The following is an 11,280-nucleotide window of genomic DNA, read 5'->3' on the forward strand; positions in this document are numbered from 1 at the left end:
GCATAATAATTTTCACGGAAAATCCGGCATGTTCAAACAATCCGCCCAGCACGTCGCCAGTTACTACGCCCAGACCTACCCCGCCAACATCCCGTTACGCCCTACCCTGCAAGGCGCTCAGGACACCGACGTGCTGATCATCGGCGCCGGATTCAGCGGCCTGCACACTGCACTGCGCCTGACCCAGGCCGGCAAACGCGTAACGCTGCTGGAAGCCAGCCGGGTTGCCTGGGCGGCCTCCGGACGCAACGGTGGCCAGGCGCTGTTGGGCTGGTCGTGCGACATGCCGCCGCTGGAGCAGGCCCTTGGCATCGAACGCACCCAACGGCTATGGGCCAGCATGTGCTGGGCCGCCGACGAGATGCGCGAACTGCCCCAACGCCACGGCTTCGACATCGACTACCGGCAGGGCAGCCTGTGGACTGCGGTATTGCCGCGCCGGGTGAAAATGCTCGAAGAGGCCCTGCATGATGCCGAGCATAAATGGGGTTACGACGCCCTGCGCCTGATCAGCCGTGACGAGTTGCCGCAATGGATCGACAGCCCGCGCTACCAGGCCGCGCTGTACGACGCCAAAGGTGCCCACCTCAACCCGCTGAAACTGGCACAGGGCCTGGCCAGTACCATCGAGGCTGGCGGCGGGCGCATCTACGAACAGAGCCAGGTGCTCAGCTACCAGCAGGCTCGCGACGGCTATGTCGCCCGTACCGACCGTGGCGAAGTCCGCTGCCAGGTATTGGTGCTGGCCTGCAACGCCTACATCGACCGCCTTGACCGCAGCCTGTCGCGTCGCCTGTTGCCAGTCGGTTCCTACCAAGTCGCCACTGCGCCTCTGGATGCCGACTTGGCCCATTCCTTACTACCTCGCAACAGTTGCGTGATCGACAACCAGTTCGTACCCGACTACTTCCGCCTCACCCCAGACCACCGCCTGCTGTTCGGCGGTGGCTGTACTTACCTGGGCGGCATTCCCAAGGACGTCGCCAGCGCCACCCGCCCGTACCTGGAGCGGGTATTCCCGCAACTGGCCGGGGTGGCCATCGACTATGCCTGGGGTGGCCACATCGATTGCAGCATCAAGCGCACCCCGGACGTCGGCCGCGAGGGCCAGCGCTACTGGCTGCAGGGTTTCTCCGGCCATGGCGTACTGCCGACCCTGGCGGCGGCGCGTGCGGTCAGCGATGCCATTCTCGGCGATGAAGACCTGTTGGCGCTGTACCAAGGCATCGACAACGGCCGCTTCCCCGGTGGTGACCTGCTGGCTGCACCTTTGGAAGCTGCGGCAAAGGCCTGGTACCGCATGCGCGACCGCGTCTGAAGGGCATGAGTGTTGCCTGTGCGGGCCTCTTCGCGGGAGAACCCGCTCCTGCGGATTCAAACCCATGAGCCCCCTGTAGGAGCGGGTTCACCCGCGAAGAGGCCCGCACAGGCAACACAACTTCCTGATACCTGCCAAAATCCCTCCTATTCTCAATAGCTCCCTTCGCTTCCTGCACTCAGGAGAAACGACCATGAGCTATGTAACCACGAAGGACGGCGTACAGATCTTCTACAAGGACTGGGGCCCGCGCGATGCACCTGTGATCCACTTCCATCACGGCTGGCCGCTCAGTGCCGATGACTGGGACGCGCAGATGCTGTTCTTCCTCGCTGAAGGCTACCGCGTGGTCGCCCACGACCGGCGGGGCCATGGCCGCTCCAGCCAGGTATGGGACGGCCACGACATGGACCACTATGCCGACGACGTAGCCGCCGTGGTCGCCCACCTGGGCACCCAGGGTGCCGTGCATGTCGGCCACTCGACCGGCGGCGGCGAGGTGGTGCGCTACATGGCCCGGTACCCTGAAGACAAGGTGGCCAAGGCCGTGCTGATCGCGGCCGTACCACCCTTGATGGTACAAACCCCCGGCAACCCCGGTGGCCTGCCCAAGTCGGTATTCGACGGTTTCCAGGCCCAGGTTGCCAGCAACCGGGCGCAGTTCTACCGGGATGTGCCAACAGGGCCGTTCTACGGCTACAACCGCCCGGGGGTCGAAGCCAGCGAAGGCATCATTGGCAACTGGTGGCGCCAAGGCATGATCGGCAGTGCAAAGGCCCATTACGATGGCATCGTGGCGTTTTCCCAGACAGACTTCACCGAGGACCTGAAGGGCATCAAGCAGCCGGTGCTGGTGATGCACGGCGACGATGACCAGATCGTGCCCTATGAAAACTCCGGGGTACTGTCGGCCAAGCTACTGCCCAATGGCACGCTGAAAACCTACAAAGGCTACCCGCATGGCATGCCGACCACCCATGCCGATGTGATCAATGCGGATTTGCTGGCGTTTATTCGTAGTTGATGTTTTCGCCAGTGCCGGCCCTTTCGCGGGTAAACCCGCTCCTACGGGATTACGCGGGCGTGCCCGCGAAAGGGCCGGCACTGGCAACACACCTTCCCCAGGATTACCATGCTCCCCTTCTAGTGCAGCACTTTGCCGCCTCCTTGCCTCCCTGCCTGTCAAAAACCCATGCCCTTCGAACTCACCGTAGAACCCCTCACCCTGCTGATCCTGGCGCTGGTCGCCTTCGTCGCCGGATTCATCGACGCCATCGCCGGTGGCGGGGGCCTGCTCACCACTCCGGCCCTACTCACTGCCGGCATGCCACCGCACCTGGTACTGGGCACCAACAAGCTCAGTTCCACCTTCGGCTCGGCCACAGCAGGTTTCACTTACTACAAACGCAAACTGTTCCACCCGGCGCAGTGGCGCCCGGCATTGTTCGCCACCCTGACCGGGGCGTTGCTCGGCGCCGTCATCGCCCACTACATGCCAGCCGAATGGCTGAACAAGATGTTGCCGGTGATCGTCTTCGCCTGTGGCATCTACCTGTTGTTCGGCGGCACGCCCAAGGCGCCGCTGGATGCCGATGCACCGATCAAGAAAAAGTGGCAAGTGCCGCAAGGCTTCACCCTGGGCTTCTACGACGGCGTAGCGGGCCCGGGTACCGGGGCGTTCTGGACCGTCAGTACCCTGCTGCTGTACCCCATCGACCTGGTACGCGCCAGCGGCGTGGCGCGCAGCATGAACTTCGTCAGCAACATCGCGGCGCTGACGGTGTTCATCATTTCCGGGCAGGTGGACTATATCGTCGGCCTGTGCATGGGCCTGTCGGTGATGGTCGGCGCCTTTTTCGGTGCACGCACGGCGATCAGCGGCGGCAGCAAGTTCATCCGCCCGGTGTTCATCACAGTGGTGCTGGCGTTGACCGTGCGCTTAGCGTGGCAACACTGGTTCGGGCAGGCCTGAGGGGCTTTGGCAATGGAATGACCATTGCCTGTGCCCTGCGCCTAGTCGGAGAACATTTCTCACTGCAGCTAGGACGGGAAAGCAGGGATATCACAGCCCAGCCGCCGCGCAACATACAGGTCGATCAGGTAACGGGCAATGGACCGCCCGGCCGGCAGCGGCGGCAGGTCGTGCACGCTGAACCACTTGGCGTCCTCGATCTCGTCCGGCTGCATGACAATCTCGCCACCGGCGTACTCGGCATGGAAACCGAGCATCATCGAATGCGGGAACGGCCAGCACTGGCTGCCGACGTACTGGATGTTCTGCACCTCCACCGCCACTTCTTCGCGCACTTCGCGCACCAGGCAGTCTTCGGCCGATTCACCCGGTTCGGCAAAACCTGCCAAGGTGCTGTACACCCCGGTGACGAAGCGCGGCGAACGCGCCAGCAGGATTTCATCGCCGCGGGTCACCAGCACGATCATGCTGGGTGAAATGCGCGGATAGCTGCGCAGGTCGCAGGGTTGGCAATACATCGCCCGCTCCCAGCGAATTTGCGTCATCGGCTGACCGCAACTGCCGCAGAAGCGATGCTCGCGGGCCCAGGTGCCGATTTGTGCGGCATAGCCCAGCACCTTGTAAGTGTCGAAGTCGCCTTCGAGCATGAACGCACGCAGGCCGCGCCAGCTGCAGCCAGGCACATCAGTGGCGCAGCGCAGTTCCAGCAGGAACACCGGCTGGCCGTCAAAGTGGCCGATGCCGTGCTCGCACAGCACGTCGAGGTCCTGGCGCTTGAGCCAGTCGCGGGGGAACAGCGCGCCGTTGGCGTCCACCAAAAACCCTTCAGGGCTGCGGGCCACCGCAAGCCCCCCGGTTATCTGTGGGTCGAGTACTGCAGTAGTCCAGCGTGCTGACATGTCGGGGGTTCCTTTACTACGCGTCCCCCGGCCCGATCAGTCGGCGAACGTCGGTTTCTGTTTGCTCATGTGCGCCGCCACCGCCACGCGCAAGTCTTCGGACTGCAGCATTGCGGCGTTCCAGGTGGCAATGTAGTCCAGGCCATCGTCGATGCGATGGTCACGCATGTAGCTGAGCATTTCCTTGGTGCCGGCCACAGCGATCGGCGATTTTGCGGCAATCTCGCGGGCGATGGCAAAGACGCCGTCCATCAGTGAGGCCTGATCATCATAGACTCGGTTGACCAGGCCGATGCGCAGCGCCTCGTCGGCCTCGACATTGCGCCCGGTAAACGCCAGCTCCCGCATGATGCCGTCGCCAATGATGCGTGGCAAACGTTGCAATGTGCCGACATCGGCAGCCATACCCATGTCGATTTCCTTGATCGAGAACTGCGCGTCACTGCTGCAGTAGCGCATGTCGCACGCCGAGATGAGGTCGATGGCGCCGCCGATGCAGTAGCCTTGCACGGCCGCCAGTACGGGTTTGCGGCACGTGTCCACAGCGGTGAACGAGGCCTGCAGCCGCTGGATGGTCTTGCGCAGGAAGCGTGCATTGCGGCCCACGTCCTTGCCCATCTGCCCAGCCAGCGAGGCCAGCATCATCAGGTCGATACCGGCGGAAAAGTGCTTGCCAGCGCCGCTGATCACCACCGCGCGCACGGCATCGGTGTCATCGATCCACTGGAAGATGTCGACGATTTCCTCCCAGAAGGCCGCATTCATCGCGTTGACCTTCTCTGGGCGATTGATCTGAACATGGGCGACGCTGTCGGTCAGTTCGACCTTGAATGCACTGTACTCGGTCACGGGCGGCACTCCTGAGGGTGAAAGGTTCATGACACCGATGGTAACCCAGCCCAATGGCCGTACATGTGCCAAAAACGGGACTGTGCGCCTTGCCTAAGACGCGTATATCCGGCACCGTGCGCCATCGTTGAATTATAAGGATACATATTTATGTCACGCCCCCTGACCGGCGCCCTCGCCCACGGTTTTCTGGGCAAATCGCCGTTTTGGTACAAGGTGGTCATCTGCCTGTTTTTGGTGCTCAACCCGCTGTTGTTGGTAACCATTGGCCCGGTTGCGACCGGCTGGGCACTGGTGCTCGAATTCATCTTCACCCTGGCCATGGCCCTGAAATGCTACCCGTTGATGCCCGGTGGCTTGTTGCTGATCGAAGCCCTGCTGTTGCAGATGACCACGCCCCAGGCGCTGTACGAGGAACTGCAGCACAACTTCCCGGTAATCCTGTTGCTGATGTTCATGGTCGCCGGCATCCACTTCATGAAGGAACTGTTGCTGTTCCTGTTCTCACGCATTCTGCTCGGGGTGCGTTCAAAGGCCATTCTGGCGCTGCTGTTTTGCGTACTGTCGGCGTTTCTATCCGCGTTTCTCGATGCACTGACCGTCACGGCGGTGATCATCAGCGCTGCGGTCGGCTTTTACGCGGTGTACCACCGCGTCGCGTCCGGGGCCAATCCGCGCGAGGAGAGCGCACTGGAGAGCGACCAGCAAGTCGCTCACCTGCACCGGGAAGACCTCGACCAGTTCCGCGCCTTCCTGCGTAGCCTGCTGATGCATGGCGCTGTGGGTACCGCCTTGGGCGGCGTTTGCACGTTGGTGGGCGAGCCGCAGAACCTGCTGATCGGCCACGAGATGGGGTGGCACTTCGTCGACTTCTTCTTGAAAGTGGCGCCCGTTTCGCTGCCAGTGCTGGGTGCTGGCCTGGTGACCTGCGTGCTGCTGGAAAAAGTGCGTCTGTTCGGCTACGGCACGCTGATGCCCGAACCGGTGCGCAGGGTGCTGACCGCCTATGCGGCCGAAGACGATGCGGCGCGCACCCAGGCCCAGCGCATCGCGCTGTGGGTACAAGGGCTCGCTGCGCTGATCCTGATCATCTGCCTGGGGCTGCATGTGGCCGAGGTCGGCCTGATCGGCCTGATGGTGATCGTACTGATCACGGCCTTCACCGGCATCACTGACGAGCACCGCCTGGGCCGTGCCTTCCAGGACGCCATGCCATTCACTTCGCTGTTGGTGGTGTTCTTCGCCGTGGTCGCGGTGATTCATCAGCAGCAGCTTTTCAGCCCATTGATCAACTGGGTGCTGACGCTGCCGGCCGAAAAGCAACCGGGCATGCTGTATCTGGCCAACGGCTTGCTGTCGGCGATCAGCGACAATGTGTTCGTTGCCACCATCTACATCACCGAAGTGAAGCAGGCATTTCTCGATGGCAGCATGAGCCGCGAGCATTTCGAAACCCTGGCAGTGGCGATCAACACCGGCACCAACCTGCCAAGCGTGGCGACGCCGAACGGGCAGGCGGCGTTCCTGTTCCTGCTGACCTCGGCCATTGCGCCGCTGATCCGGCTGTCGTATGGGCGGATGGTGTGGATGGCGCTGCCCTATACCGTGGTGATGGGCGGGTTGGGATGGTGGGCGGTGACGTACTGGCTGTGAGGCAGGCCTGTGCGGACCTGTGCGGGGCCTTTCGCGGGTAAACCCGCTCCTGCACGGGTTTCGCAGCAGGCAATATCGTCTACAACTTTTTCCCCGCACAGGCGTCGAAACACAGGTACGCCCCATCCGCTCCAAGGAGGTCACCCATGGCGCTGCGCACTACACTGCTGCTTTCCTGCATGACCCTGGCCCTGCTCGGCTGCGCCGGCAACGATCACCCGGCACCGCCGCGTACCCAACAGGTGGACCTGCAACGCTATCAGGGTACCTGGTATGAACTGGCGCGACTGCCGATGTTCTTCCAGCGTAACTGCGTGAAGTCCGAGGCGCGCTACGGCTTGCGCGAGGACGGCCGTATCGATGTAACCAACCGCTGCCAGGAAAAGGACGGCCAGTGGAATGAAGCCAAGGGCATCGCCGAGGCTCAGCAACCGGGCAGCACCGACAAGCTGTGGGTGCGCTTCGACAACTGGTTCAGCCGCCTGGCACCGGGCCTGACCAAGGGCGAGTACTGGGTGCTGTACCACGACAAGGACTACCGCGTGGCACTGGTCGGCCACCCCAACCGCGAGTACCTGTGGCTGCTTTCGCGCACGCCAGCGGTCACCGACCAGCAGCGCGAGCAACTGCTGACAATCGCCCGAGAGCAAGGGTATGACACCAGCAAGCTCATCTGGCGACAGGATAACTAGCGGGCCGTCGACGGCGGATGGCAATCCGGCTAAGGTGTGCGCCCCGTATCACCTTGGCCGCTTCTGGCCTGAAACAGGAGCCTGAGCATGGACCTGCTGTTCCTCGGCACCTCCGCCGGGGTGCCCACCAAGGCACGCAATGTCAGCGCCACTGCCGTGATCGAAGCCAGTGGCAGCCACTGGTATCTGGTCGATTGCGGCGAAGGCACCCAGCACCGCCTGCTGCACACCCCGCTTTCGATCCGCGACCTGCGCGCGATCTTCATCACCCACGTGCATGGTGACCATTGCTTCGGCCTGCCCGGCCTGCTGGCCAGCGCGGGCATGAGCGGGCGCACCCAGCCGCTGGAAGTGATCCTGCCCGCCGTACTGCACGACTGGGTACGCCAGGGCCTGGTTGCCAGCGACACCTTCCTGCCGTTCGAGCTGCGCCTGTTGCCCGTTGAAGAGCTGATCGCATGGCGCAGCGAGACCCTGCAGGTGACCACCGTGCAACTGTCGCACCGGGTGCCCAGCGTGGGTTTCGTATTCACCGAAATCAACCCTGAGCCACGCCTGGACATCCAGCGCCTGGACGCCGAGGGCATACCGCGTGGTCCGCTGTGGGGCGAGCTGGCCAAGGGGTTGACCGTGACGTACGACGGGCAACTGCTGAACGGCAACGACTACCTGCGCCCTTCGCGTCCGCCCCGGCGGGTGATCGTGTGCGGGGACAACGACAAGCCAGAACTGCTGGCAGCCGTCGCCAGGGGTGCGGATGTACTGGTGCACGAAGCCACCTTCACCCAGGCGGTGGTCGAACGCACCGGGGGCACGTTCGGCCACAGCACCGCCGCTGAGGTGGCACGCTTTGCCGAGGCCGCGGGCGTGCGCAACCTGGTACTGACCCATTTCAGCGCCCGCTACCAGAACGACCCGCGGCGCAGCCCGCACATCGACAACGTGCGCGACGAGGCCCTCGCCCACTACAGCGGGCAGTTGACCTTGGCGCAGGACCTGCAGCGCTATCACCTTGGCCGTAACGGCCGTCTTGAGGCCAGTGCCTAGGCCGCCAGGCGCCCGCTGGCAATTGCCTCCGACGCCGCCAGCATCGCCCGCAACAACACTGCGCAGCCCGCCGCCAGGTCATCGGGCGTGGCGTTCTCGATCTCGTTATGGCTGATGCCGTTTTCGCACGGCACGAAAATCATCCCCGCCGGCCCCAGCTCGGCCAGGAAGATCGCGTCATGCCCCGCGCCACTGACGATGTCCATGTGCGGCAGGCCCAACGCCTTGGCCGACTCGCGCACGGCGTCGACACAGCCTTTGTCGAAGTAAAGTGCCGGGAAGTCGGCCGTGGGCACCAACTCATGGCTCAGGCCATGCTTGGTACAGGTCGCCTCGATCACCCCGCGCACATCGGCAATCATCGCATTCAACTGCTCGCCCTCCAGGTGGCGGAAGTCGAGGGTCATACGCACTTCGCCCGGGATCACGTTACGCGAGCCCGGGTACGCCTGAAGGCAACCCACCGTGCCACAGGCGTGGGGCTGGTGGGCAAGCGCCGTGCGGTTGACCGCCTCTACCACAGCGGCTGCACCCACCAGGGCGTCCTTGCGCAGGTGCATCGGCGTAGGGCCGGCATGGGCTTCAACACCGCGCAGGGTCAGGTCGAACCACTTCTGCCCCAAGGCGCCGAGGACCACGCCGATGGTCTTGGCCTGGTCCTCAAGGATAGGACCCTGCTCGATATGCGCTTCGAAATACGCCCCCACCGGGTGCCCCGACACGGCACGCGGACCGGCGTAGCCAATGGTGTTCAATGCTTCGCCAACGCTGACACCCTGGGCATCGCGCTTGGCCAGGGTGTCTTCCAGGGTGAACTTGCCGGCGAATACCCCAGACCCCATCATGCACGGCGCAAAACGCGAACCTTCTTCGTTGGTCCACACCACCACTTCGAGCGGCGCTTCGGTTTCCACGCCCAGGTCGTTGAGGGTGCGGATCACCTCCAGCCCGGCCATCACCCCGAAGCAGCCATCGAACTTGCCGCCGGTGGGCTGGGTGTCGATATGGCTGCCGGTCATCACCGGCGGCAGCTTGGGGTTACGGCCCGGACGGCGGGCGAATATGTTGCCGACGGCGTCGATGCTGACCGAGCAACCAGCCGCCTCGCACCACTGCACGAACAGATCACGGGCCTGGCGGTCGAGGTCGGTCAAGGCCAGGCGGCAGACACCGCCCTTGGCAGTGGCGCCGAGCCGGGCCAGGTCCATCAGCGACTGCCACAGGCGGGTGCTGTCGACGTGACGGGCGTTGGTATTCAGGATCTCTTTGACGGGGGTCACGGGCTTCTCCTTCAGGCTTCTTATTGTTTGTACGGGCCTCTTCGAGGCCTCAAGGCGAGGGCTTGGCCAGCCGCACCGGGTTGCGTGCCGCCAAACCGCCAAGCACGGCGTACAGTGCACCGCCCAGCAGCGAGCCAGTGAACCAGCCGTAGTCGTAGAACCAGCTGAAACTGCTGTTGCCAATCGCCATTACCGTCAGCCCCACTGGCAAGGCGAAGGCGGCAAAACCGGCCCAGTTCCACGCGGGATACACGTCGTCGCGGTATAGCCCGGCCAGGTCCAGCTTCTGCCGACGGATCAGGAAGTAGTCCACCACCATGATGCCGGCAATGGGCCCCAACAAGCTGGAATAGCCCAGCAGCCAGTTGGAATACACGCTCTCCAGGCTAAGGTCGGAGACAATCAGGCCCAGCTTCTTCAGCAGTTCATGCCCCATCAGCGCCAGGCCGATAAAGCCGGTCAGCCATACCGCGCGGCTTCGGCCGATCAAGCGTGGGGCAATGTTCTGGAAGTCATTGGTGGGCGACACGATGTTCGCCGCGGTATTGGTCGACAGCGTGGCGATCACGATCAGCGCCATGGCCAGGGCCACCCAGAACGGGCTTTGAATCTTGCCGATCAGGCTGACCGGGTCGGACACCGTCTCGCCCACCAGCGACGCCGAGGCGGCGGTCAGCACCACACCCAGCGCAGCGAACAGAAACATGGTCAGCGGCAGGCCGAAGATCTGCCCGAGAATCTGATCCTTCTGGCTGCGGGCGTAGCGGCTGAAGTCGGGAATGTTCAGCGACAGTGTGGCCCAGAAACCGACCATGGCCGTCAGCCCGGCGCAGAAGTAACTGACCACGCTTGCCCCTTCCGGGCGCTTGGGCGGCTGGGCCAGCAGTTCGGTCATCGACATGTGCGGCAAGGCCCAGAACAGCAGACCGACGCCCACTGCCACCAGCAGCGGTGCCGACAGCGTTTCCAGCCACTTGATCGACTCGGCGCCGCGCAGCACCACCCACAGGTTCAGGCACCAGAAGATCATGAAGCCAATCACCTCGCCTGTCCCGCCCAGCGCCTTCCAACCGTCGAACACCGAACCCAGGAACAGGTGAATGGCCAGCCCGCCGAACATGGTCTGGATACCGAACCAACCACAGGCCACCACCGCGCGGATCAGGCACGGTACGTTGGAGCCGAGAATGCCGAACGACGAACGCAGCAGCACCGGAAACGGGATGCCGTACTTGGTACCGGGAAAGGCATTGAGGGTAAGCGGTATCAGCACGATAACGTTGGCCAGCAGGATCGCCAGCAGCGCTTCGCCAACACTGAGGCCGAAGTAGGCGGTGAGCACGCCGCCGAGGGTGTAGGTGGGTACGCAGATGGACATCCCCACCCACAGGGCGGTGATGTGCCATTTGTTCCAGGTGCGCTGGTGCACCTTGGTCGGCGCTATGTCGGGGTTGTAGCGCGGGCTGTCGAGGACATCGCTGCCCTCGGACAGCTCGAACAGGCCATCTTGCTCGACCACTTCCGATCTGCTCTGTTGCATAGGCCCTTCTCCAGTTTTTCTTCTATTTTT

10 protein-coding genes are annotated in these 11,280 nt (G+C 63.5%); 6 read left to right on the plus strand and 4 right to left on the minus strand.

What is annotated here, in order from left to right; all coding sequences use genetic code 11:
• The first annotated feature begins 28 nt into the window (after positions 1–28).
• The 3 genes from FQ668_RS19225 to FQ668_RS19235 all read left to right on the plus strand — a co-directional run bounded on the left by FQ668_RS19225 (position 29) and on the right by FQ668_RS19235 (position 3,290).
• A complete protein-coding gene (locus FQ668_RS19225) occupies positions 29–1,318 on the plus strand; it encodes an FAD-binding oxidoreductase (RefSeq protein ID WP_019437255.1) in 1,290 nt (429 codons plus the stop codon).
• 193 nt (positions 1,319–1,511) lie between these two features.
• On the plus strand, positions 1,512–2,342 hold the full coding sequence (locus FQ668_RS19230; RefSeq protein ID WP_014590365.1) for an alpha/beta fold hydrolase: 831 nt from the start codon (positions 1,512–1,514) through the stop codon (positions 2,340–2,342).
• Positions 2,343–2,510: 168 nt separating this feature from the next.
• Entirely contained in the window at positions 2,511–3,290 is a 780-nt protein-coding gene (locus FQ668_RS19235) for a TSUP family transporter (protein WP_003251244.1), read from the plus strand.
• Between the two features lie 68 nt (positions 3,291–3,358).
• Here the strand turns inward: FQ668_RS19235 and nudC are convergent, their stop codons facing one another.
• Positions 3,359–4,189 (minus strand): NAD(+) diphosphatase, encoded by an 831-nt coding sequence (gene nudC / locus FQ668_RS19240; protein WP_019437254.1) that lies wholly within the window; start codon positions 4,187–4,189, stop codon positions 3,359–3,361.
• A gap of 36 nt (positions 4,190–4,225) precedes the next feature.
• Positions 4,226–5,038 carry a crotonase/enoyl-CoA hydratase family protein gene (locus FQ668_RS19245; RefSeq protein ID WP_014590363.1) on the minus strand — a complete coding sequence of 271 codons (813 nt, stop codon included), beginning with the start codon at positions 5,036–5,038 and terminating at the stop codon, positions 4,226–4,228.
• Positions 5,039–5,188: 150 nt separating this feature from the next.
• On the opposite strand from FQ668_RS19245, the gene nhaB reads away from it, so the two are divergent.
• From nhaB to FQ668_RS19260, 3 genes are all read left to right on the plus strand, one after another.
• Positions 5,189–6,691, plus strand: a complete 1,503-nt coding sequence (nhaB, locus tag FQ668_RS19250; protein ID WP_014590362.1) for a sodium/proton antiporter NhaB — start codon at positions 5,189–5,191, stop codon at positions 6,689–6,691.
• Between the two features lie 146 nt (positions 6,692–6,837).
• Positions 6,838–7,383 carry a lipocalin family protein gene (locus tag FQ668_RS19255; RefSeq protein ID WP_003251256.1) on the plus strand — a complete coding sequence of 182 codons (546 nt, stop codon included), beginning with the start codon at positions 6,838–6,840 and terminating at the stop codon, positions 7,381–7,383.
• 87 nt (positions 7,384–7,470) lie between these two features.
• Positions 7,471–8,430 (plus strand): ribonuclease Z, encoded by a 960-nt coding sequence (locus tag FQ668_RS19260; RefSeq protein ID WP_019437253.1) that lies wholly within the window; start codon positions 7,471–7,473, stop codon positions 8,428–8,430.
• On the opposite strand, the gene FQ668_RS19265 is transcribed toward FQ668_RS19260, so the two are convergent.
• Both FQ668_RS19265 and FQ668_RS19270 read right to left on the minus strand, forming a co-directional pair.
• Entirely contained in the window at positions 8,427–9,710 is a 1,284-nt protein-coding gene (locus FQ668_RS19265) for a Zn-dependent hydrolase (protein WP_019437252.1), read from the minus strand. The genes FQ668_RS19260 and FQ668_RS19265 overlap by 4 nt on opposite strands.
• 49 nt (positions 9,711–9,759) lie before the next feature.
• Positions 9,760–11,250 carry an NCS1 family nucleobase:cation symporter-1 gene (locus FQ668_RS19270; RefSeq protein WP_014590359.1) on the minus strand — a complete coding sequence of 497 codons (1,491 nt, stop codon included), beginning with the start codon at positions 11,248–11,250 and terminating at the stop codon, positions 9,760–9,762.
• Between the last annotated feature and the right edge of the window lie 30 nt (positions 11,251–11,280).

Origin of the sequence: Pseudomonas sp. Kh14 (genome assembly GCF_900291005.1) — a bacterium.
GTDB lineage: Bacteria > Pseudomonadota > Gammaproteobacteria > Pseudomonadales > Pseudomonadaceae > Aquipseudomonas > Aquipseudomonas alloputida.

Excerpts from the sequence above, each read along its gene's own strand:
- FQ668_RS19235 (WP_003251244.1), top strand. The coding sequence starts at position 2,511 with ATGCCCTTCGAACTCACCGTAGAACCCCTCACCCTGCTGATCCTGGCG.
- nhaB (WP_014590362.1), top strand. The coding sequence starts at position 5,189 with ATGTCACGCCCCCTGACCGGCGCCCTCGCCCACGGTTTTCTGGGCAAA.
- FQ668_RS19255 (WP_003251256.1), top strand. The coding sequence starts at position 6,838 with ATGGCGCTGCGCACTACACTGCTGCTTTCCTGCATGACCCTGGCCCTG.
- FQ668_RS19270 (WP_014590359.1), bottom strand. The coding sequence starts at position 11,250 with ATGCAACAGAGCAGATCGGAAGTGGTCGAGCAAGATGGCCTGTTCGAG.
- FQ668_RS19225 (WP_019437255.1), top strand. The coding sequence starts at position 29 with ATGTTCAAACAATCCGCCCAGCACGTCGCCAGTTACTACGCCCAGACC.
- FQ668_RS19230 (WP_014590365.1), top strand. The coding sequence starts at position 1,512 with ATGAGCTATGTAACCACGAAGGACGGCGTACAGATCTTCTACAAGGAC.
- FQ668_RS19260 (WP_019437253.1), top strand. The coding sequence starts at position 7,471 with ATGGACCTGCTGTTCCTCGGCACCTCCGCCGGGGTGCCCACCAAGGCA.
- nudC (WP_019437254.1), bottom strand. The coding sequence starts at position 4,189 with ATGTCAGCACGCTGGACTACTGCAGTACTCGACCCACAGATAACCGGG.